This window comes from Endozoicomonas sp. ALD040 (assembly GCF_049275945.1).
Taxonomy (GTDB): Bacteria; Pseudomonadota; Gammaproteobacteria; order Pseudomonadales; family Endozoicomonadaceae; genus Endozoicomonas_A.
Genome location: NZ_CP184829.1, coordinates 3,053,397 through 3,076,722, shown reverse-complemented (window position 1 = coordinate 3,076,722; position 23,326 = coordinate 3,053,397). Strand labels below are relative to the sequence as shown.

Annotated in this window: 18 protein-coding genes, 4 tRNA genes and 1 riboswitch; of the genes, 2 read left to right on the top strand and 20 right to left on the bottom strand. The window is 49.2% G+C overall.

Translation table 11 applies throughout. The features are described from left to right. Window positions 1-58 precede the first annotated feature (58 nt). The 15 genes from rpoB to ACOJUN_RS10915 form a co-directional block, all read right to left on the bottom strand. Window positions 59-4,135, bottom strand: coding sequence for a DNA-directed RNA polymerase subunit beta (rpoB, locus tag ACOJUN_RS10985; protein ID WP_422136665.1), 4,077 nt, complete (start codon window positions 4,133-4,135; stop codon window positions 59-61). A gap of 477 nt (window positions 4,136-4,612) precedes the next feature. Continuing rightward, the gene (rplL, locus tag ACOJUN_RS10980) at window positions 4,613-4,990 is read right to left on the bottom strand and encodes a 50S ribosomal protein L7/L12 (RefSeq protein WP_422136664.1); all 378 of its coding nucleotides are present in this window, start codon (window positions 4,988-4,990) and stop codon (window positions 4,613-4,615) included. A 132-nt stretch (window positions 4,991-5,122) separates the two neighbouring features. After that, the gene (gene rplJ / locus ACOJUN_RS10975) at window positions 5,123-5,653 is read right to left on the bottom strand and encodes a 50S ribosomal protein L10 (RefSeq protein WP_317143700.1); all 531 of its coding nucleotides are present in this window, start codon (window positions 5,651-5,653) and stop codon (window positions 5,123-5,125) included. A 345-nt stretch (window positions 5,654-5,998) separates the two neighbouring features. Continuing rightward, on the bottom strand, window positions 5,999-6,694 hold the full coding sequence (rplA, locus tag ACOJUN_RS10970) for a 50S ribosomal protein L1 (protein WP_422136663.1): 696 nt from the start codon (window positions 6,692-6,694) through the stop codon (window positions 5,999-6,001). Continuing rightward, window positions 6,694-7,128 (bottom strand): 50S ribosomal protein L11, encoded by a 435-nt coding sequence (gene rplK, locus ACOJUN_RS10965; protein ID WP_252177357.1) that lies wholly within the window; start codon window positions 7,126-7,128, stop codon window positions 6,694-6,696. The genes rplA and rplK overlap by 1 nt, the downstream gene beginning before the upstream one ends. A gap of 173 nt (window positions 7,129-7,301) precedes the next feature. Next, window positions 7,302-7,835 (bottom strand): transcription termination/antitermination protein NusG, encoded by a 534-nt coding sequence (gene nusG / locus ACOJUN_RS10960; protein ID WP_317143703.1) that lies wholly within the window; start codon window positions 7,833-7,835, stop codon window positions 7,302-7,304. A 9-nt stretch (window positions 7,836-7,844) separates the two neighbouring features. Next, on the bottom strand, window positions 7,845-8,216 hold the full coding sequence (gene secE, locus ACOJUN_RS10955) for a preprotein translocase subunit SecE (protein ID WP_422136662.1): 372 nt from the start codon (window positions 8,214-8,216) through the stop codon (window positions 7,845-7,847). 60 nt (window positions 8,217-8,276) lie between these two features. Beyond that, window positions 8,277-8,352: transfer RNA gene (locus ACOJUN_RS10950), tRNA-Trp, on the bottom strand. A 148-nt stretch (window positions 8,353-8,500) separates the two neighbouring features. Next, window positions 8,501-8,576 (bottom strand) — tRNA-Thr (locus ACOJUN_RS10945). Between the two features lie 17 nt (window positions 8,577-8,593). Further along, a tRNA-Gly gene (locus ACOJUN_RS10940) sits at window positions 8,594-8,667 on the bottom strand. 70 nt (window positions 8,668-8,737) lie between these two features. After that, window positions 8,738-8,821, bottom strand: a tRNA-Tyr gene (locus ACOJUN_RS10935). A gap of 105 nt (window positions 8,822-8,926) precedes the next feature. Beyond that, window positions 8,927-9,625 (bottom strand): SPOR domain-containing protein, encoded by a 699-nt coding sequence (locus ACOJUN_RS10930; protein ID WP_422136661.1) that lies wholly within the window; start codon window positions 9,623-9,625, stop codon window positions 8,927-8,929. A gap of 107 nt (window positions 9,626-9,732) precedes the next feature. Continuing rightward, window positions 9,733-10,485 carry a type III pantothenate kinase gene (locus ACOJUN_RS10925; RefSeq protein WP_422136660.1) on the bottom strand — a complete coding sequence of 251 codons (753 nt, stop codon included), beginning with the start codon at window positions 10,483-10,485 and terminating at the stop codon, window positions 9,733-9,735. Then, a complete protein-coding gene (birA, locus tag ACOJUN_RS10920) occupies window positions 10,482-11,444 on the bottom strand; it encodes a bifunctional biotin--[acetyl-CoA-carboxylase] ligase/biotin operon repressor BirA (protein WP_422136659.1) in 963 nt (320 codons plus the stop codon). Before birA ends, ACOJUN_RS10925 begins: the two co-directional genes overlap by 4 nt. Window positions 11,445-12,030: 586 nt before the next feature. Beyond that, on the bottom strand, window positions 12,031-12,183 hold the full coding sequence (locus ACOJUN_RS10915; RefSeq protein ID WP_422136658.1) for a hypothetical protein: 153 nt from the start codon (window positions 12,181-12,183) through the stop codon (window positions 12,031-12,033). 40 nt (window positions 12,184-12,223) lie between these two features. Between ACOJUN_RS10915 and ACOJUN_RS10910 the strand changes: the two genes are divergently transcribed. After that, window positions 12,224-13,267, top strand: a complete 1,044-nt coding sequence (locus tag ACOJUN_RS10910) for a WD40 repeat domain-containing protein (RefSeq protein WP_422136657.1) — start codon at window positions 12,224-12,226, stop codon at window positions 13,265-13,267. Window positions 13,268-13,460: 193 nt separating this feature from the next. Further along, entirely contained in the window at window positions 13,461-14,513 is a 1,053-nt protein-coding gene (locus ACOJUN_RS10905) for a pyridoxal phosphate-dependent aminotransferase (RefSeq protein ID WP_422136656.1), read from the top strand. Here the strand turns inward: ACOJUN_RS10905 and ACOJUN_RS10900 are convergent, their stop codons facing one another. The 5 genes from ACOJUN_RS10900 to ACOJUN_RS10880 all read right to left on the bottom strand — a co-directional run bounded on the left by ACOJUN_RS10900 (window position 14,514) and on the right by ACOJUN_RS10880 (window position 23,217). Beyond that, the gene (locus tag ACOJUN_RS10900; RefSeq protein WP_422136655.1) at window positions 14,514-19,073 is read right to left on the bottom strand and encodes an HAD family hydrolase; all 4,560 of its coding nucleotides are present in this window, start codon (window positions 19,071-19,073) and stop codon (window positions 14,514-14,516) included. It abuts the gene before it with no gap. An 87-nt stretch (window positions 19,074-19,160) separates the two neighbouring features. Next, complete coding sequence (gene thiC / locus ACOJUN_RS10895) at window positions 19,161-20,888, bottom strand: phosphomethylpyrimidine synthase ThiC (protein WP_422136654.1); 1,728 nt, start codon at window positions 20,886-20,888, stop codon at window positions 19,161-19,163. Between the two features lie 50 nt (window positions 20,889-20,938). After that, window positions 20,939-21,043, bottom strand: a riboswitch (TPP riboswitch). Between the two features lie 65 nt (window positions 21,044-21,108). Next, on the bottom strand, window positions 21,109-21,777 hold the full coding sequence (locus ACOJUN_RS10890; protein WP_422136653.1) for a phosphohydrolase: 669 nt from the start codon (window positions 21,775-21,777) through the stop codon (window positions 21,109-21,111). Next, on the bottom strand, window positions 21,774-22,604 hold the full coding sequence (locus ACOJUN_RS10885; RefSeq protein WP_422136652.1) for a phosphodiesterase: 831 nt from the start codon (window positions 22,602-22,604) through the stop codon (window positions 21,774-21,776). Before ACOJUN_RS10885 ends, ACOJUN_RS10890 begins: the two co-directional genes overlap by 4 nt. 97 nt (window positions 22,605-22,701) lie before the next feature. After that, window positions 22,702-23,217, bottom strand: a complete 516-nt coding sequence (locus ACOJUN_RS10880; protein WP_422136651.1) for a GNAT family N-acetyltransferase — start codon at window positions 23,215-23,217, stop codon at window positions 22,702-22,704. Window positions 23,218-23,326 lie beyond the last annotated feature (109 nt).

The window sequence follows — 23,326 nt, the reverse complement described above, 5'->3', positions numbered from 1 at the left end:
ATCTCCTCGATCCACCTGCTGGCCAGACTATGCCTGACCGGCGGATTTCACGTATTCGTTATTCGGTGTCCAGCTCAATGTCGATACCCAGAGAGCGAATCTCTTTCAACAGTACGTTGAAGGATTCGGGCATCCCGGCTTCCATTCGATGATCACCATCGACAATGTTTTTATACATCTTGGTACGCCCGGTCACATCATCAGACTTAACAGTCAGCATTTCCTGCAGGGTGTAGGCAGCACCGTAGGCTTCCAGTGCCCATACCTCCATCTCACCGAAACGCTGACCACCGAACTGGGCCTTACCACCCAGCGGTTGCTGGGTAACCAGAGAGTAGGAGCCTGTAGAACGTGCGTGCATTTTATCATCAACCAAGTGGTTGAGCTTCAGCATGTACATGTAGCCCACAGTGACAGGACGGTCAAAGGCATCGCCAGTACGGCCGTCGTGCAATTTTACCTGTCCCGTGTCGCTCAGGTCTGCCAGACGCAGCAGCTCCTTAACTTCAGACTCTTTGGCTCCATCAAATACTGAAGTAGCCATCGGTACACCGCCGCGCAGGTTGTTGGCCAGTTCCATGACTTCTTCGTCAGTGAACTTGTCCAACTCCTCAACACGTCCGCCACCCACTCCGTTATAGACCTGATCCAGGAATTCACGGATTTCAGCGACTTTCTTCTGAGACTCGATCATGCGGTTGATCTTGTGACCCAGACCACGAGCCGCAGCTCCCAAGTGAGTTTCCAGAACCTGCCCTACGTTCATCCGAGACGGTACACCCAGCGGGTTAAGTACGATATCAACCGGATTACCTTCTTCATCATAGGGCATGTCCTCGACAGGCATGATGATGGAGATAACCCCCTTGTTACCGTGACGACCCGCCATTTTGTCACCTGGCTGAATGCGACGCTTGATAGCCAGATAAACCTTGACAATTTTCAGGACGCCAGGCGCCATGTCATCACCGGTCTGCAGCTTTTTCTTCTTGTCTTCGAAGCGCTCGTCGAGCTGTGCACGACGTTCTTTCAGCTGTTCTTTAGCCAGATCCAGCTGTTCGTTCAGGGCCTCGTCAGACATGGACAGACGGAACCACTGTTCGTGTTCCAGATCATTCAGGAATTCGTCAGTGATGGTGTTGCCCTTGCTCAGGCCAGGACCACGGTCGACAGGCTGACCACGCAGAGCTTCACGCAGACGATCGAAGGTATCTTCTTCAACGATACGGAACTCTTCGTTCAAGTCCTTGCGGTATTCGTCCAGAGCCGCCTTTTCGATGCCCTGGGCACGACTGTCTTTTTCAACGCCGTCGCGGGTGAATACCTGTACGTCGATGACGGTACCCTTAACAGAAGTTGGCACACGCAAGGAAGTATCTTTAACGTCGGAAGCCTTCTCACCGAAGATCGCACGCAGCAGTTTTTCTTCCGGAGTCAGCTGGGTTTCGCCTTTAGGAGTTACCTTACCGACCAGAATGTCACCGGCACCCACTTCAGCACCAACATGAACAATACCAGCTTCATCCAGTTTGTTCAGTGCAGACTCACCGACATTAGGAATATCAGAAGTAATTTCTTCCGGTCCCAGCTTGGTGTCACGAGCCACACAGGTCAGTTCCTGAATATGGATCGTGGTGAAGCGGTCTTCCTGTACAACGCGCTCGGAAATAAGGATCGAGTCCTCAAAGTTGTAACCGTTCCATGGCATGAAGGCTACGCGCATGTTCTGACCCAGAGCCAGCTCACCCATGTCTACAGATGGGCCGTCAGCCAGAATATCACCACGAGCGATGGTTTCACCGGCACGAACCAGAGAACGCTGGTTAATACAGGTATTCTGGTTAGAACGGGTATACTTGGTCAGGTTGTAGATATCGACACCGGCCTCACCTGGTTGCAACTCGTCGTTGTTGACACGAACAACGATCTTGGCAGCGTCAACGGTATCAATCACACCGCCACGCTGGGCAACAACGCAAACACCGGAGTCAGAAGCCACGTTACGCTCCATGCCAGTACCTACCAGAGGCTTGTCGGCACGCAGGGTTGGAACGGCCTGACGTTGCATGTTTGATCCCATCAAAGCACGGTTAGCATCGTCGTGCTCGAGGAATGGAATAAGGGATGCCGCAACGGATACCACCTGCTTGGTCGAAACGTCCATGTACTGGACTTTTTCAGGACCCATCAGAGTAAATTCGTTACGGTGACGAACGTTAACCAGCTCTTCAGTCAGGTTATTACTGTCGTCCATTTTCGCAGAAGCCTGAGCGATAACATACTCACCTTCTTCGATGGCAGAGAGGTAATCAATATCATCAGTTACCTTGCCATCTACTACCTTGCGGTAAGGAGACTCCAGGAAACCATAATCGTTAGTACGGGCATAGGTCGCCAAAGAGTTGATCAGACCGATGTTCGGACCTTCAGGCGTTTCAATAGGGCATACACGACCGTAGTGAGTCGGGTGTACGTCCCGAACTTCAAAGCCGGCACGCTCACGGGTCAAACCACCCGGGCCGAGTGCTGATACACGACGCTTGTGAGTCACCTCGGACAGCGGGTTGTTCTGATCCATAAACTGGGACAACTGGCTGGAGCCGAAGAATTCCTTGATAGCCGCTGCAACAGGCTTGGCGTTAATCAGATCCTGAGGCATCAGGCCTTCAGACTCTGCCAGACTCAGACGTTCCTTAACGGCACGCTCAACACGAACCAGGCCGACACGGAACTGGTTTTCAGCCATTTCACCCACAGAACGGACGCGACGGTTACCCAGATGGTCAATATCGTCACAGATACCCTGACCATTTCGGATGTCTACCAACGTCTTCAGAACATCAACAATATCGGTGTTGTCCAGAACACCGGAACCGATGTCTTCTTCACGACCCAGACGACGATTGAATTTCATACGACCTACAGCTGAGAGGTCATAACGCTCTGCAGAGAAGAACAGGTTACCAAACAGGGTTTCTGCTGCTTCTTGAGTGGGTGGCTCGCCAGGACGCATCATGCGGTAGATTTCTACCAGAGCTTCCAGACGGTTTGTAGTAGTGTCACTGCGCAGCGTATCGGAAATATATGAACCGCAATCCAGTTCATTGATGTACAGGGTTTCAACCTGCTTGATACCAGCTGCCAGCAGCTTTTCGTATACTTCCAGGGTAATTTCAGTGTTGCAATCAACAATGATCTCACCGGTCGCGGAATCTATAACGGTTTTGGCCAGGACTTTTCCGTAAATGTACTCAACGGGAGCTTCCAGCTGTTCAATATTGGCTTTTTTCAGCTGACGGATGTGACGTGCAGTAACACGACGCCCCTGTTCAACCAGAACATTGCCTTCACCGTCTTTAATATCAAAGCTTGCAGCTTCACCACGCAGACGCTCGGCGGCAAACTCGGTACTGACACTTTCAGCACCGATGCTGAAATCTACAGTATCGAAGAAGTAGTTCAGGATCTCTTCATTACTCATGCCCAGAGCACGCAGAAGGATCGTAGCAGGCAGCTTACGACGACGGTCGATACGCACGTAAAGCATGTCCTTGGGATCGAACTCGAAGTCCAGCCATGAGCCACGGTAAGGAATAACACGAGCGGAGTATAGCAGCTTGCCTGAAGAGTGTGTTTTACCACGATCGTGGTCAAAGAATACACCAGGAGAACGATGAAGCTGAGATACGATAACACGCTCAGTACCATTGATTACAAAGGTACCGTTCTCAGTCATGAGCGGAATTTCGCCCATGTAAACTTCCTGTTCCTTGATATCTTTGATTGCCTTGTTGGCAGAGTCTTTGTCATAAATGATAAGGCGCACTTTCACCCGCAGAGGTACTGCGTAAGTTACACCTCGAAGTTGACATTCCTTGACATCAAACGCAGGAGTACCGAGCCTGTAGCTCACGTATTCCAGCGCCGCATTTCCAGAGTAGCTTACGATTGGAAATACGGATTTGAATGCAGCATGAAGACCAATGTCTTCACGTGCGGTCGGCTCTTTTCCGGACTGCAGCAGCTTGTGATAAGAATCAAGCTGAATAGCCAGAAGATAGGGCACATTCATGACATGCGGCAGTTTGCCGAAGTCTTTGCGGATGCGTTTTTTCTCTGTATACGAGTATGCCATCAGCGTTCCCCAGCTTGGTCACCTGGTTCTGGCTTCAGACCGTCTGGCCTGGCCATCTAGGTTTATTGAGGGCGGGTGGCCCCCTTTTGATACCCAATTAAAAAACGGTGATTTCAACCGTTACCGTTGCATGAGCTTTAGCGTCCAGAATGAAAGCAGGGCTTTCATTCTGAGAATCTGACCGGAAATTGCGCTCCAACGGATCATGATCCGAGCTGTCGATTTCCGGTAAGGCTCCCACTCTGCCAATGACACTGCAACTTTCTCAGATTGATGGAGATTTACTTCGGCGGTAACACACAGTTCAGCCTGTGCCAATACCGATCTGAATCCCATCAATTTAATAAGCCATCGAACACTGCCATCCAGCATGGAACGATATAGCTCATACAACGGAAAAAGGCCGGTGCCATAGAGGCACCAGCCACCTGAGTCTATTATGCAATAGGCTCTGGATATTTCAACGCTGTCGTAGAATTACTTAACTTCTACGGAAGCGCCAGCTTCTTCCAGCTGCTTCTTCAGGTCTTCAGCTTCTTCCTTGCTCACGCCTTCTTTCAGAGGAGCAGGAGCGCCATCTACAACAGCTTTAGCTTCTTTCAGACCCAAGCCAGTCGCGCCGCGAACAACCTTAATTACGTTTACTTTCTTGTCGCCAGCAGCAGTCAGAATTACGTCGAATTCAGTCTGTTCGGCAGCCGCAGCGCCAGCGTCGCCAGCAGCAGCAGGGGCAGCAGCAACTGCAGCAGCAGCAGAAACGCCGAACTTCTCTTCCATAGCTTCAACCAGCTCAACAACGTCCATTACGGACATTTCAGCGATTGCATTCAGGATATCTTCTTTAGACAGAGCCATTGTATGTCTCCAAAAATCTTTTTTGGGGTAAAACCCCGGAATTCATTAAATAAGAGAAAAAATCAGCCAGCTGGAGAGCACCCGGATTAAAGGCCTCCCACGCACTAAGGGCTTTAATGCCTGCCAAGAGGCTTAGGCGGCTTTCTTTTTCTCGTCGGCAACAGCTGCCATTACACGTGTAATGCTGCTTGGGAACTCGTTCAGAGTTCTGGCCAGCTTGGTTACAGGTGCAATCATTACACTCATCAGCATCGCGCGAGCCTGATCCAGAGTAGGCATCTTGGCCAGAACATCAATCTGTTCTGCTCCCAGAAGCTGTCCAGAGATGGACAGAGCCTTAACTTCCAGAGCATCGTTCTCTTTAGCGAAGTCCTTAATCAGACGCGCAGCAGCGCCCGGATCTTCCTGAGAGAAGGCCAGCACAGTTGGACCAACCAGAGAGTCTTGCAGGCACTCAAAATCAGTACCTTCAACAGCGCGCCTGGCCAAGGTATTACGTACAACCTTCAGGTATACGTTACCTTCACGAGCCTGCTTACGCAGTTGAGTCATCTGGTCAACCGTGAGACCACGGTAGTCCGCGATTACAGCCGACAGAGCGCTTTGTGCAGCCTCGCTGACTTCGGCGACAATCGCCTTCTTGTCTTCGAGTCCTAACGCCATTGGCTTTACTCCAAATTATGAAGTTAACACCCGGCTATTCAGCCACTGAGTAACCGGGCAGTTACAATACGGTGAAGGGTTAATAACAAAATACTGAAACAGTCTTTTGTATTGCTCACCGTCTACGCAGGAAATTAAGCGTCGATCTTTTTGTCAGGCCTCCTGGCCCAACCCTGATTTAACAGGCACAGATCTTCACACCTACGATCTTTGACGGCCTCCGAAAACCGGAGACCCCAAAGTCTTTCGGATACTGCAGATATCCTGCCTGCAGCTTTCCACTATTCGTTAACCAGCTTAGGGCTGACTCTCAGCTCCGGGCTGTTTTCAGCAAAGCTGTGAATATTAGATATTCAGGGAGCTCATGTCGATAGTCAGACCCGGGCCCATGGTAGAGGACAGAGTGACTTTCTTCATGTAAACACCCTTACTGGAAGAAGGCTTCAGCTTCTTCAATTCAGCCAGCAGTGCTTCAGCGTTCTCTTGAAGGGAGCCCGCTTCAAAATCGATCTTACCGATGCCCGCATGGATAATACCGTTCTTGTCAGTACGGAAACGTACCTGACCGGCCTTGGCGTTTTTAACCGCTTCAGCAACATTTGGAGTAACAGTACCAACTTTCGGGTTAGGCATCAGGCCGCGCGGACCCAGAATCTGGCCAAGCTGACCTACAACGCGCATCGCATCCGGAGAAGCAATAACTACGTCAAAGTTCATTTCGCCCGCTTTGACCTGAGCAGCCAGATCATCCATACCAACGATGTCAGCACCGGCTTCTTTAGCTGCTTCAGCGTTAGCGCCCTGTGTGAATACAGCAACACGAACGTCTTTACCAGTTCCTGCAGGCAGAACGGTAGAACCACGAACTACCTGATCGGATTTACGAGGATCCACACCCAGATTTACAGAAATCTCAACGGATTCTTTGAACTTAACGCTGGATACTTCCTTCAGGACGTTAGCAGCTTCTTCGAAGGAGTATGCCTTTTCAGCTACAACCTTCTCAGCTATCATCTTGGCGCGCTTGGTCATCTTAGCCATTATTCCACACCCTCCACGTTGACACCCATGGAACGAGCAGAACCAGCAATGGTGCGAATTGCCGCGTCCTCGTCTGCTGCAGTCAGATCAGGCTCTTTGATCTTGGCCACTTCCAGAAGCTGCTCACGAGTAGCAGTACCCACTTTTTCAGTGTTAGGGCGACCGGAGCCTTTCTTCAATTTCAGAACTTTCTTCAGCAGAACAGATGCAGGCGGAGTCTTGGTCTCAAAGGTGAAGCTTCGATCGCCGTATACGGTAATTATTACCGGAATCGGCATACCAGCATCCATCTCTTGAGTCTTTGCGTTGAACGCCTTACAAAACTCCATGATGTTCACGCCGTGTTGACCCAGAGCAGGACCTACAGGTGGTGAAGGATTAGCTTTACCTGCAGGCACCTGCAGTTTGATGTAAGCTTCGACTTTTTTAGCCATATCAACCTCAATAGTGGGTCTTCGCTTTAACAGTCACTTTCGGCTTCCACCAGACTGCCTCAGCTACCCGTTCAGGGCTTGCGCCCTTCAGATAAAAACCCTGCACTACTTACGCAGCACAGGGTCTTGAATTTTTTAAAGTCTGTTATGCCTCAAGACCCGCTCAAGACTGATCAAACTTTTTCAACCTGGACAAACTCCAGCTCAACCGGTGTAGAGCGACCGAAGATCATTACCGCAACATGCAGACGGCTCTTCTCGTAGTTCACTTCTTCCACAACGCCATTGAAGTCCGCAAACGGCCCATCAATGACTCTAACCATCTCACCAGGTTCAAACAGCGTCTTGGGACGTGGTTTCTCAACACCTTCCTGAACACGCTGCAGTATGGCATCCGCCTCTTTTTCGGTGATTGGTGCAGGCTTGTCCGCCGTACCACCAATAAAACCCATAACCCGAGGGGTATCTTTAATAAGATGCCAGCTATCTTCGTTCATTTCCATCTGGACTAATACATATCCAGGGAAGAATTTACGCTCACTTTTACGCTTCTGACCGTTTCTGATTTCAACCACTTCTTCGGTAGGCACCAAAATCTCACCAAAGAGATCCTCCATACCGTGAAGCTTTACGCGCTCAATCAGCGAACGCATCACCTGCTTTTCGTAGCCGGAGTAGGCATGAACCACATACCAACGTTTCGCCATTATTTATCCCTATCCAATCAGGCTGCTGATAATCCAGCCTAGCAGAGAATCAAGCGCCCACAAAATGAGCCCCATAATTACAACCACAGCTACAACAATCAGCGTGGTCTGAACAGTTTCCTGACGAGTCGGCCAGACTACTTTGCGAATCTCAACCTTAGCTTCCTTGACCAGCGTCCAAAAAGCATCACCTTTTACGGTTTGAAGCGCAACAAACCCGGCCACTGCAGCCAAGGCCACCAAAGCCAGCGCCCTGTAGAGAACAGAATACTCACCAAAGTAAACATTCCCACCAACACCAGCGGCCATCAGAACCGCAACAAGGGCCCACATGAGGCCATCCAGTCGTCCTTTAGGTGCTACTTCAGGTTTTCCACTCATCGGTTGACTATCTCTATTCGGAAAAGCTTTGCCAGAAATTATACTGACATAATATAGAAATGGCAGGCCAGGAGGGAATCGAACCCCCAACCCCCGGTTTTGGAGACCGGTGCTCTACCAATTGAACTACTGGCCTGTATCTTTGAGCAGTCTTGTGATACCTACCCCGATACAAGGACCGATCAATTATAATCGACCCCAATCAAGCTGAAAAGTCTTATTCTTTTTTAAACCCCATAAACAGAGGCAACCAACAGGAGGAATCCACCCCCCTTTACACCATATGGAGCTCTTGAGCAGATTTGAACTGCCGACCTCACCCTTACCAAGGGTGCGCTCTACCAACTGAGCTACAAGAGCACTTAAATCAGAATTAATGGAGCGGGTAGCGGGGATCGAACCCGCATCATCAGCTTGGAAGGCTGAGGTTCTACCATTGAACTATACCCGCAAAGCAGGACCTACATCATGCAGTATGCCCACTTATCAAGCCAACTTACAAGAAAGAAGACTTAGAAATCTGGTGGTGGGGGCTGGATTCGAACCAGCGAAGCTTTCGCGTCAGATTTACAGTCTGATCCCTTTGGCCGCTCGGGAACCCCACCAAGTGCTGCGCCATTCTATTCAGGAGCATTTCAATGTCAAGCCCGTTCCCTGCCAACTATGCAGAAAGCTTGTCTTCTCTAGCCGCCCTGAAGCGCAGGCGTATATTAGTGAATCGAATCGTCGGATGCAACGCTTTTGCAGTTTTTTTCCAGCATTTTCAGATCATTGTATTCGTCAGCCTGCCTCTCCCAGAAACCGACGCTTAACTTCTTTGCTTCTGAATCTGTCATCTCCAGCCAGAATGTTTCAGGCTCACGGGGTAGCTTTTTAATAGCGGGTTCATAACCCGCCTCTTGTACACGACGACTGACTTCATTCGCCGAAATTTCCTTGCTGAATAACCCCAGAGATATGCCATTAGCCAGCTCACCCTGGGTAATCACAAAACTGTCTATTCCCTGCCCCTGCAACTCTCTTAACAACCTTATTGCCGACTGCCGATTACTTCGGGGAGGAATATGCACCCAGTAGTCAGCAAGTACTGCCTCGTTGTCAGAACGCTCCCTGCTCGAAATACCCAGAGAAAAGAGTTTCTGCTGCAGATGGTCTGCTTTTGCAGAGGATTCAAAAGGCCCAACTACAAGACACTGGGCTTCAGCGACTTTCTTTGTCGTTTTTTTCTCCCGCGTTTGCACAGGGAGTTCTGATGCTACCTCAGAGAGCAGCATCAATCTTTTACCTGCCTGCACAGAAACTTCGGCACCTACGTTTACAGCCCGGTAGGGCTTATGGGACTGATGATAATAGCCCCAGACAAAATAGCCGGCATTGGCAAAGAGAAGTACCAGGACGATCCAGCGCATACTAAAAACCGAATTTTGGAAGTTAAACTCTGTAAATAGCTTCTATAAACAGCTTTTATAAACAGTATGACTTCCCATTAATTTTAAATCTGGGTGATTAAAAAACATTATTGTCTTTCAAAGGCAATCGAGAGTCCATCCAGAACCAGCTCTTCAATCAGCACCTGCTCTATTTCTTCCTTTATGTGAGTTTGCAACAAAGAAGCATCGCCGCCGGTCAGAAACAAACGGGCGCCCGGCCATTTAAGACAGGTCTCATGAATGAAAGATACTGCCATAGCCAGAACACCATGGTTAATACATTCTGAAGTGACGGTTCCCAATGCTGTTGCTTCTGCAGGATGCTCAATGTTATCGAGATTGGCCGTATTGACGGCCAGAGCTTTTTTCATCAAGCGGATACCCGGAACAATGAATCCTCCCTGATGGTTTCCGTGACCATCAATCACATCCACTGTAATAGCTGTACCACAACTGACAACGATTTTAGTATTGTGCAGAGAATGAGCATGTGCCGCCAGCATGGCCAGCCACCTATCTACACCCAACCTTTCTACTTCTTTATAGATAACTGTAAGACCAGCAAAGCTTTTTCGGGTTTTAGCAATAAATGGCTCCACGCCGGTAGCTTCTGACAAAATGCGCACTAACTGCTCTAATCTTGCGTTCCCTGAGACTGTTGAAATAGAAATGGAGTCAAGAGTTCCCAACTCTTCCAGAAGCAGGGACAAGATAATCTGCCAGTCAGCATCATTATGAATGAAGCCCGATTGAGCGGAAGCACCACCGACCATCAGACGCCATTTAAGCCGGGTATTTCCGGCATCCAGCTGCAACTGTCTATCGATGAGCTCGTTCATGATTGACGTAATGACACTTCTCCACCATTAAAAATATGAAGACCAGAAACTGTCTCGAGCAGCAGCCCCCCCTGATCATCCACTCCCATATAACGCCCTGTTACGGATCGGTTAGAAGCCATTAACGTAACTTCCTTGCCACGATAGGCATCGTATTCGCACCATTGCTCCCTGAACAGTCTAAAGCCACCTTGTCCAAATCCATCGAGCAAATGAGTCAGGGTATTGATTAACTGCCCTGCGACCGCATTTCGGCTCACCGTCTTGCCACATACCCGGAAAAGATCAACAGCCGGCTGACTCACGGACTCCAGCTGCCCATCACTTAAACGGACATTAATCCCTATTCCGATCACCACATCACACTCACCCGTGGGATCTCCATGGACTTCCAGTAACACACCACAGAGTTTTTTACCCTGCCAGAGAACGTCATTGGGCCATTTAAGCTTTAATTCTCTGGCTCCCAATGTTTCCAGTGCTTTTACAACGGCCAGACCTACCGCAAGACTGAGCCCTTCCAGCGAAGCCGTTCCCTCACCACTCTGCCAAAGGGCAGACAAGCTTATTGTTGACCCAAAAGGACTGCTCCATACCCGACCCCGTCGCCCTCGCCCTCTTGCTTGATACTCTGCCAGACAAAAACGGGTGACTCCGGCAGGAACCGAGCCCAGGTTACGAACAAGATCATTGGTTGATTCCGTAATAAAGCAGGTATGGACTTCAGATTTATTTCGAACGTCTACATCTATATTGCTCTGAATCTTTTTATTATCAAGAAGCTCAATACCACTGCCGAGGCGGTAACCTTTACCTCGCACAGAATCCACTGCCAGGCCAAGCTCTTCAATCGCTTTCAGTTTTTTCCAGACAGCGGCCCGACTGATCCCAAGCTGCTCACCCAGATCTTCACCGGAATGAAACTGCCCGTCTGCCAACAAGCCCAGTAATTTATCCATCAACCACTCCCAACAACTGAGAGCAAATAATATGCGCTTCATTCCTGCTGCTCAAATCATTCAGACATTCAGTCTGTCTCAACAGATTCCATAAGAAGCGTCATTAAAGATGATGAAAAATTCCCACTCATAAGACGAGCCCCACAAAAGCTGTTACAGAAGTGCATTACGCTACGATTCCCGCAAACCTCTTACCAGTCACATTATTCTCAGCGGTTCTTCAGGAAATGATATTACAGAGATGTTTTTGGTGTTCTTTCATACAGACGCTTATACTCAATCGTAAACGATCAACCCAGATACTCTTTGTTCCAATCCTGAATGAACAGCAGTTTTTTCTTCCAGAAGCCCGGAAGCGCTGCCCGCTTCTGAAGCAGCCTCGTCTCTCTATTTTCACTGTTTTCTGTCATGGCCACACCGGTTGAGGAAACTGTCCGAATTATTCAAAGCTGGAGTTCTGGAGGAAGGTAATGAACTTTGGGAAGCATCTGGCTATTGCAAGTCTGATTATCTCACTTCCGGTAAGCTGCATACAGGCTCAAAATCCGCGCTCAATTGGGCCAGGAGAAATACCTCCTCAATTATTCTATGTAATTGACATAGGTCCGAACCAGCCACAGGCAATACCCACTTCAACGCCCACTGCCACCACGCCGACACCTTGTGGACCCCACAGGGCTTTGAGTATTGCATGGAATAAAAACAGTACGCTCATGGCTGTGGGAGTACGTTCCGGCACTAGCTCCTGCGGTCTTTCAGGAAGCCTGCAAATCTTTGATATGAGTTCAGGATACCCCAGGCTCCTGCGTTTCGTGCACGCAACAGACTTTATAGGAAGCGTTACTTTCAGTCCCGACGGCACTCAGCTGGTAACCGGAGGGGATGATGATACGGTCAATGTTTTTGAAGGAGTGAGCCCGTTCACACGCCTGCAACGCCTGACCGATGGGCATAGAGATATAGAAACTGTTGCCATTAACTCCAACGGCACCTTGCTGGCAGCAGGGGGGGAAGATAATGATGTCTGGCTCTATGTTAAAAACAGGAGAAATCTGTTCACCCTCGTGAAAACCCTGTCCGATGCACGAGCCAAGATACAAAACGTTGACTTCCACCCCATCAACGGCCAGCTGGCAGTCGGCGAGCATAACAATAGGGTAAGAATTTACAACGGGACCAGCCCATATAGCCTCCTGAAAGAAGTCTTTATTCCAGGCGCCCGGATATCGACTCTTGCCTACAACCCCGACGGCACTCTGCTGGTATATGCGGATGACCGAAGAGGGATCAAGTTTTTTAACGGGACGGACCCTGACGCTCCTCTGCAAACCTTTACCGCACCGAGACGAGTATCGAGCATTGCCTTCAACCGAAAAGGTACCCAACTGCTGGTTGGGCATATAAATGGATATGTGAGTATTTATAAAATCACACCGTTATCCAAAGTGTTCACCGACACTCTGCCGTACATAAAGTCACCGCTCCCGGCACACGCTCTTGCATTCAGCCCCGACGGTAAATGGCTGTCAGTCGGTAGAACAGAGGTCGCGATATACAGGGTCGATGGTGTAAGAGCGCCTACAACTCAAGCCAGCACAACTGAAACGATTACAACAGTTGTCATCACAACAGCAGTCAATACAACAGCAGTCAATACAACAGCAGTCAATACAACAGAGGCCACTACAACAGAATACTGTGAAGAACCCAGCCCGGTAACCAGAATAAAAAGTAACACCGAAATGGGTAATTCTTCGACACTCACAGCCCTTTCGCTAATCGCATTACTAACCGCCGTTCTTCAGGGCATAATACTGCAATGATGTTTTTGGAAAGCCATCTGGCCAATTAAGCCTCTGTCATGGTTGATCTTTTGGCTTGATCCGACCTTCCAGAAAACAAACAGCAAACTCATGTTATTCGGCCTGCATCCAGCTACTCGCATTATTTTCCTTGGCTTGCCAGACACGCTCTGCATATACTTGCGCCCTGAAAGAACAGGCAGGAACCTTCGTCATGAGTATTTTCAAATCCCACATTGTCCAAATGGGAGCCTACACCCCCCCTCTGGAAGGCCGGGACCCTCATGACCATCTGTTGCTGGACTTTAATGAACGTACCCTGCCCGTCTGCCCTTCAGTGAAAGAGGCCATGATTGATTTCATTCGGGCTGATCGCCTGCAGTGCTACCCATCCTATGGGAACATTGCTGCAAAGATTGCCAGATACTGCCATGTTGATACTGATCAGCTGATGATCACCAACGGCTCCGACCAGGGTATCGAACTGATCATCCGCTCAGCCTGCCGTGAAGGTGAAGAAGCCATTATTCCCCGCCCCTCATTCGCCATGTATCAGCAGGTGGCCAGGGTAGAAAACCTCAACATTATTGAGCCCTCATATTCCAGAGACAATGGTTTCCCCAGACAGGCTGTGCTTGATGCTATTTCCGATAAAACCCGGCTTATAGTGATTTCCAATCCCAACAACCCAAGCGGCACTATTGTGGCCAGGGAAGACATTCTTGAAATTGCCGCCGCTGCCCCCAACGCCGCTATTCTTGTGGATGAATGTTATTTTGAATACACGCAGAAAACAGTGGCAGATGTCGTTGAACAATACCCCAATCTGCTGATTACCCGCACCTTCTCAAAAACCTGGGGCTTACCTTCTGTTCGACTTGGTTATGTCATCAGTAATAGTGAGAATATACGAGCACTGCTGAATGTTCGCGGCCCGTACGACGTTAATCAGCTGGCAGTGGTTGCGATAGATGCAGCGCTTTCCAACCCTGGCTATACCGAACAGTATGTTAAAGAAGTGATGGAAGTCTCCAAACCCATGTTTGAAGATTTTCTGAACAGCAAAGGAATTGATTACTGGCCCAGTGTCGCCAACTTTATCTGGACATTCCCGAACAACCCGGATGAGATCGAAAAATACCTCCGGTCTCACCATATACTGGTTCGACCGAAGGCCGATGAAAGTGGTAAAACAGGCTTGAGAATTAATCTGGGCAACAAGGCCCAGACTGAGTCTCTTATCCAAACCTGGTCCCGGATAATCTGATTATTGATAGTTAATCACAGGTTTCCCCAAATGCGCAGGAGGCTGATAGCCTGTTGGTAATTTATAGTCTCGCCAATCAAAACTAGGGTTGAACTCTCTCTGCCCATCAATCATATCTCTCATTGAAGGCGATTCGTTGATATAGATCGCTGTCAAATCACCAGAATTCCAACCGTTATCATCAGCTAGCTCCTGCAGCTCGATAAATCGCTCAAAACTGATATCAGGACCTCTTCCATCTCCAGACGTGAACATTTCCCGGTCGGCAGCAAAGTCGACCCTGTAAATCATCGGTTTAGCGCCATAGAAGTGGAATGTCGTATAGGGTATGCCTCGGTCATCAGCGGCTTTTTCAACAGACTTCAGCATGTCCTGCAAGTCGTCCACCATGACGATGTGTTGTGCCGGATGCCCGGATTTGTCGAGGTAGTGATGCAAGCCCTGCTCCTTGGTTTTCAGTGGCCCCGTTTGGATTTTGATCGAGATTGCATCATCAAACAGATTTCTATCGAGTTGTGTTTCCTCAATTTTTTTTCTCAAAGAGTCTTCGTCATTGGCAGTAAGCAGAATAATTCTGGCATTGCCCGGACCCGCCTTTGTTCGGATATCCTGAATGATTTTGGCCGTATCAGGATTGACCAGACGTCTCTCTTGACGACCCTCGGCCACTAAATCTTTGGCGATCAGCGTCTCATCCAAATCGAAACAGACCAGGACCGGTTCACCGGGCTTGATATGTGCCAGCACTTCCCTGATGTCTTGTGATTTCGGCACTCTAACTGACTCACGGACTTTCAGAGCTTCTGGTAAAGCACTCGCTGCTTCAGGTACTGTGACCTCGCCAGGTGGAACCGTGACTGCCTGAGCAGCTGGAAGCTCATTCTGCCCCCAGGTCATGACCTGACGTCCCCGGCCCATCAAATTCAGCTTGATATCATCTTTGACTTCTTTGGCCCTCCCCCTGAGCGCGCGGTTTTCTGTTTTCCAGTCATTATCTGGGAATACCTGTTTCAGGTTTCTTTCAATCTCCAGAGGATCAAGACCTAAATCGGGTCGTATCTGAGCCAGTTCCTGCGAAGCAAGCTCTATGTTATTGGCAGCAGGATCAGAAAGCCTCAACATCTCATGCATCAATGCTTTCATGTCTTCTGCTCTGGAAACTTGCGCCTGGTCCATTTTCATCTGCAGAGAGATCAGCTGGCTGCGTTTGAGGTTCAATCCCCCCCAGAGGAAATCCCAACCCGCTTCAGAGAAACATCTGGATAGATTCGCTTCTACCTCCGCTGGACTCAATTGGAGTTCAGGTCGAATCTGGACCAATTCCTCAGCAGCCTGCTTTCGACTTTGTGATGCTGCGGGAGATAACTTCCATAAGTCGTCCATTAGTTGTTTCATTGCAGTCGACTTACTTATCGGTTGAGCATTAATCACCTGTTGCTCAGCCTTGTCGATATTAGCCTGTAGCCTCATATCGACATCGGGACCACAATACTCATTCCACTCCCGTTCCGTTGGAAAAGCTGCATTAAAGTTGGTTTCCTGAACATCCCTCATTGCCTGATCAATCTGTATATATCTGCCTCTGAGCTGTTGAAATGCCTCATAAGCCGTACGACGACTGCTTCTTTGCTCAGGTGACAGAAGCACCAGATTCTTTATCAGATCACGGCACGACTCTCGCCCTTTGTTTGGATCGAAGGCATCAAAACGATGCTTCAAAGGTTCGACTTCAGCGGGTCTTCTCAGCTGGTAGGTGCCATCCCACAAAGAAGGCCACAGCTCACGTCCCGGAGCTCTCTCCAGACCTTTGATAATTTCAACCCTGGCAGGCGCCCCATTGACATGGCTGGATAACCAGTCAGCAGCTGCTTCAATGCTGACCTGCCACTGTTCAGGTACCTTATCCAGCTGCTCAAACACGCCTATCAGATGGCCATAATTTCGATCACTGGCCAGACAGAGGTTGGTGCTGTCAATCTCCCTGTCATATTGCTCATCAGTGACAAACTCTGGAGAGTACGCCTGGACGGAGACAGTGTTGAAGTAATCTCTGGCTTCATCCGTCGGTGTTCCATCGGGATTAAGCACAGGGAACATCTGTCGGTTTTGCGCGTCCACTACGATAAATCGCCCGGATGACTTCAGTCTTTGCAGAAAGGTGTAATGACCGGCACCACCGCTTTCGCCTGATTTCAGGACAACATACCGGTCACTATCAAACGCCTCGGCTAATGGCCTTTTGGCGGCACCGGGCTGTCTCTGCTGACCTTTTTTGATGGCTTCGAAAAACTCACCGACATGATTCTGAAATTGATGGTGATGCTGTTTTTCTTCAATACCGTCGATCTGGGCCCAACCCACAATAGGCGTCGTCTCACTGTTATCAAAAGGAATCTCTATTGGCGTTGAAATGGCATGGACCTGGTTATACCCCTTGCCTCTGGCAAAATGCTCCAGAGAGTTGGCAAAGCCCTGACAATTTGAATTACCCGCTGCCTGTCTCTTATAGAGTTCGGATACAACGTTATTGAGGAGTTCAAATTCAACTTCTTCATCGGCTGAAATCAGGGTCTGCCTGTGGATTGTCAATTTATCCAGATCGGCGAGGCGATTGACTCTATCAGCGCCAAAAGTTCCAGCCGTTATCTGTCGTGTGGCTTCATCCTTATCAATCCGTCCGTACTGGTATTCAAGATCAATTTTGGAACGGTTATAACCACGGTCAATATCTTCCTTAATCTGGTTAAATGCTTCTGCCTCCGTATTCGGTTGGACATTAATGAGCATCTGTCGACGCTCTTTTTCCAGATCACGCACAGCATCCTCAAAAGAAACTGCATGAACCCTATGCTGATTAAACCGGCCACTGACAACCCGGTCGGGTTGCTGGCCGGATGGCTGTATACGATCCCACTGAGCTTTCATGGTCAGGAATTGTTGTTGAGCGTCGTCCATTTCCGGCAACTGCCATGAAGACTGCTCAGAGGGCATAGTATTCGCAGCAGAAGCTTCTGGCTGTTTTTCAGAAACAGGAGGCGGTATCGTGACTGTCTGCGGAACAACAGACGCTCCATCCGTTGTTGCAATCACCTTTTTGGCTGTTACCACAATTTTCCCGGAAAACTCACGGATGTAGTCCTGCTGACGAGGGCTTCTGTTCAAAACTCCCCGGGCCAGCCTCTCATCGGTATTTAAAAGATGAATAGCCACTGCAAGGTCTGCATCCTTTATATCCGGGTTGAATGCCCTGGCTTTTTTAAAGGCTTCCAGCTGTTCCCTAGTTGCTGGTTGCTGAGGGCCAACAAACTCCTCGCCCAATGGGCTAAAACCCATTTGCCTATAATCGTCGTCCAGCTCGTCACTGATGTCATGGGGCTTTGCAGAAGACTGTCTCAGGTAGCTATAGAATTTCTCAAGGCTGGTAAACACAGGTATTGCGTTGTCGTCCTCTACGGTCTTTGAAGCAGCCTCTGAAGCTGCCTGAACATCTTCTGCGGGGAGAACGCCGTACAGGAACTTACCCTCATTAACCGTGCGCCCCAATTCGTTGAGCAGAGGATCATTAAATTTCATATTATCCAGGCAGGCATTGACCATTTCATCGGTCATCACTTTATCCCGATAAGCCTGTTTCATATCCTGAACGGTCAAACTGTATTGTCTGTCTCCGAGAATATCCACAAATATCTGACATGCCCTGTGAACCAGCTTCTCTCTGATTTGCGGCGGAGTAATCGCAGACAGGCGCTGAGTATCAAGTGCATCACTACGGCGGGCATTCGCCCGCTCCCGTCTGGTACATCGAAGCTCTCTGGGAGGGTTTGTCTTGAAATAATCAATAGCCTGATCCATGACGTAAAAATATTGGTCCAGATCGCCAGTATGCCGGGAAGTGAACACATTTTTGCGAGTTGTATCCGTTGTTGATTGAAGTAATGTAACCCTATAAGGCTTCTCTTCATCAGGAGCCCGATGTTTCGCACATTGAATCCGGATATCGACTTTCTCGGATTCCATAAAGTCCTTTAAATGAGATTCCCAGTCATCTTTGTCTCGGGCTTTAGTGGTCAAACAGAACTTTGAGATCAGGTTTTCGACGGCTGCCACTATTTCATTGTCTGGTGCTTTTTTCAGGAGTAGCTGAACCAGCTCAACCTCAGCCTCATGCAGAACGGTCAGACTGGCCTGGTTTAAGGCTACACATTCATCATTCCAGACACTGGCCTTTCTTGGCGTAGCCGGATCTGTGATGGATACATCTCTTTTTAACAGCGGGGTTCTGGCCCCGGTGGCCGTCCGTACTTCACGACTAACGCCCACTAGCTCCGGTTTATCCATAAGCTCATTGTGTCGCTGGTAATAAATGCTTACGGAGCGACAAAAGGCATTGTACTTATCGGACGGCCCCAGAACCCAGCCGACTTTTTCCGATGACAAGCGACCATTATCAAGAATGGGGTATTTGCCTTGAACGTCTTTATTGGATTTATAGAAATCAAGAAATGATAGGGGAGAAAACGGAACCACTATGACCTCCTTGTCATTGGCATAGCTAAGCATTCCCAAAAGCTTAGCAAGCTGTGGTTACGTCACTTATTCGACAGGCGACAGAGAGTCAGCCAGAGGACTGACTCCCGAAGTTTATTTTCAGGCAGTTTCTTCCAGTTCACGGACGTCCTGGGTCATGCGCATAGGGCAGAAATCGGGTCCGCACATGGAACAGAACTCAGACTCTTTCGCACCTTCCTGAGGTAATGTCTGATCGTGATAGGCTTTGGCCGTATCAGGGTCCAGAGCCAGGTTAAACTGATCCAGCCAGCGGAATTCGAAGCGCGCCTTGGACAGGGCATTATCCCGAACCTGGGCAGCGGGATGACCTTTGGCCAAATCAGCAGCATGAGCGGCAATTTTATAAGCAATCAGACCGGCTTTTACATCATCTCTGTCAGGCAGGCCCAGATGCTCTTTGGGTGTGACATAACAGAGCATGGCGCAGCCATACCAGCCAATCATGGCAGCACCAATGCCCGAAGTAATATGGTCATAGCCGGGTGCCACATCGGTAGTCAGAGGTCCAAGGGTATAGAAAGGCGCTTCATGACAATGCTCCAGTTGCATCTCCATGTTTTCCTTAATGAGGTGCATGGGTACATGACCCGGTCCTTCTATCATGACCTGAACATCGTATTCCCAGGCAATCTTTGTCAGTTCCCCAAGGGTTTTCAGTTCGCCAAATTGCGCTTCATCGTTGGCATCGGCGATAGAGCCGGGACGCAATCCATCCCCCAGAGACAGGCTGATATCATACGCCTGACAGATCTGACACAGCTCCCGAAAATTGTCGTAGAGGAAATTCTCAGCATCATGCATCTCTGCCCACTGGCCCAGAATACCCCCACCCCGGGAAACAATGCCTGTTACCCTGTTTCTGGTTTTAGCAACATGTTCCCTGAGAACACCGGCATGGATCGTCATGTAATCCACACCCTGCTCTGCCTGCTCAATAATGGTGTCTTTCATGACCTCCCAGCTCAGGTCTTTCACCTTGCCCCTGACCTTTTCCAGAGCCTGATAGATAGGCACAGTACCGATAGGCACAGGCGAGTTCCTGATAATCCATTCACGGGTTTCATGGATGTTCTTGCCTGTGGATAGGTCCATCACCGTATCGCCACCCCAGCGAACCGACCAGAGCATCTTTTCAACTTCTTCTTCAATGGAAGAGGTCACCGCAGAATTGCCAATATTGGCATTGATCTTCACCAGAAAGTTACGCCCGATGATCATGGGCTCGGACTCAGGGTGATTAATGTTGGCCGGGATAATGGCACGCCCTTCAGCGACTTCTTTTCTGACAAACTCCGGGGTGATATGGGAGCCATCAGTGCGCCCCATACTCTCGCGAATCGCAATAAACTCCATTTCCGGAGTAATTATCCCCTTTCTGGCGTAATGCAGCTGGGAGACATTTTGGCCAGCCCTGGCCCTGCGTGGCGTTCTCAGTGCTTTGAAGCGAATATCTTGCAAGCGCAGGTCGAACTGACGGGAGCGGGCAAATTCCGAGGAGCGATCGTCGAGCAGCTCAGTATCCGCTCTCTCTTCAATCCACTGTGAGCGCAAACCAGGCAGGCCCTGATTCAAATCATGAGGAACGCCGGTCTCTGTGTAACTGCCCGAAGTGTCATAAATACGCACCGGTTCATTCTTGCCGCCACCAAAACGTTCGGGGGTATCGTGCAGGCGAACTTCCCTCATACCCACACGAATGTCTTCGCGACTGCCTGTTACATAGGTTTTTTGAGAGTTGGGAAAAGGGCGACAGGCGTCCATTAGCAACTGCCGGTCAAACCCGGACGCATTTTTCTCGCAAGCCATCGTTTCTGTATCCTTCACGTTGAGTTCATGACGGTTTCGATATAGCTTGCCGGATAGGCCATCTTGTTCCCTTCGCAGGTGTTAACCTGAGCAGGTTCTACGGATTCCGAAAAACAGCAATTCGGTCTCAGCCTGTGGCGCTCCGACAAGATTGCCGGAAAGTATAAGTAGATTTCTAAAAGGTTAATAGTATAAAGACACAAAAAAACCAAGGGTTTATTCAGCTGTAGTCGCCTGAAAGCTCCTTACACAGCTGGGTTCTGAAGGTCTGCAAAAAATCACTGTGACGTGCCGCCATTTTACGCCCGGGCTCTGTTTTCATGGTCTTTTGAATCTGTAAAAGCTTGATTTCAAAATGGTCCAGCGAGTATTGACGATCGTTCAGCGCCCTGTTTTTCCCCATGGGATCTTCGGGATCGAACAGTTTCTGGCCCAGCTTGCCGCCCGTATAAAAACAGCGGGCAATACCAATCGCGCCCAAAGCTTCCATCCTGTCAGCATCCTGAACCACTTCAGCTTCCAGAGTTTCAGGAGTGATATTAGCGGAATAACTGTGAGTTTTTACTGCATGACACACGGCAGCCGTCAGCTCTTCTGGAAAGGCCAGAGATTTCAGGCAGACTTGGGTCTTTTCAGCCGCCAGGGTGGAAGCCCTGGAGCGCTCCGGATGGTTTTTTGGCAACATCACAATGTCGTGAAAATAACAGGCAGCAAGAACCACCAGCCGGTTAATGTCAAAACGCCCCTCATCCATCAATTGTTGAGCGGTTTTCCAGACCCGCTGAAAATGGGAAATGTCGTGCGAGGCATCATCGCAGTCCCTGTCTTGCAGGTATTCGACAAAACGTTCTTCCCAGCTTTTCAGCAGTGCAGGTTCATTAAAGTTCATGATTCGGGATCCACAGGCCTTTGGTAACGTTGACAGGTTCTGCTGTTAATAGCCGGAAAATCATGCAAAAAATTGTGAGTGTGGACAACCACTCTGTCCGGGTGAATATCCACCAGATTATAAACCGGAGGCTCCGGCGAAACAGAGTCTGGCCTGGGGTTATCAAAATCAAAAGGTGTCTGGTGTACCAGTGAAGGTGGGCATGAAAAGCTGATCCCCTGCCAACTGCCTGAAACAGAGCGGTGCAAATGCCCCAGGAACAAATGCCTGATCCGTTCCTTATGGGGCTTGATCGCTGACCAGAGTGCTGCTGAGTTGATCAGATTGTCCCTGTCCATACTCGCCAACCCCGTTTCAAAAGGAGGATGGTGCATAAACAGGCAAACCGGTTTGTCTGATGCCTTCAGTTCATCTCTAAGCCATGCCAGTCTTTGCTCACAAAGAATCCCGCTGCGCTTTCTGTCATCCAGAGTATCCAAACAGATCAGGTTGACCCCTTCTGTTTCGAGCTTAAACTGGATAAAACCTTCCTGCTGCCTTGGGTGACTCGAAAAAACATCCAGAAAATTCTGCCTGTGATCATGATTGCCCATCAGGCAGTAAACCGGAAAAGGCAACCTGTCCAACTCTTCTTTCAGGGCTCTATAAGCCTCTTTCTCGCCCCAGTGTGTCAGGTCACCGGTAATAATGCAGGCGCTGGATTCCGGCACTTGCTGCACAAGTGTATCGACACAGTTTTTCAACCTTGCCTGTGGGTCAATGTCGTAATTCAACATGCCCGCCGGAACCAACTGGGGATCAGAAAAGTGTACAAATCGATAGACCATAAAATGCAATCCCGTCATTATTCTCAAGCTAAATGATCGCACGGAAAAGGTATCGCTTTAGAGGAAGTTTGTTTACTTTTTTGATGGTCTATCCAGACTAATGAGAGTGACTGAGAGCTTCTGCCGAACTCAGAGAAAACCGGGCAACCGTTAAATTACACCATCCCTCATAACCGGCCAGACTCATACCCAGTGACTCGATCACATCAAGGGCAAACTCGTTTTGGGGTGAAGCAAAAGAGATGATTTCCTTGAAGCCCAATCTTTTGAACCCCAGATCGGTCACAGCTTCAGCCGCTTCGATGACCAGCCCACGACCGCGATACTCCTGACTGAACCGCCAGCTCATCTCTATGGTATCGCCATAGGCCGAAAATCCACAGTTGCCAATCAGCCTGTTACTCTCTTTTAGAACAACTGCCCAACGAGACCAGCCTTTATGGTCAAGTTCGATCTGAAAACGCCAGAGATCGGTTTCTGCTTCGCTGGCGGGGGAGTGAATACTGTAATGCAGTTCTTGGTGAACTGCTCCAATGATATCGGCATACGGCTTTAAGTCAGCTTCTTGCCAGGTTCGCAGGATCAGTCGGGGTGTTTCGGCAACAATCAGCACATGAGACTCCAGAAACTTCATGACCAGGCAAGATAAGGTTTAGTCGATTTTTTCGCTTTAACCAGAATCTGTACCCAATTAATAAAAAGAGTACTGCTCTCTTCGACCC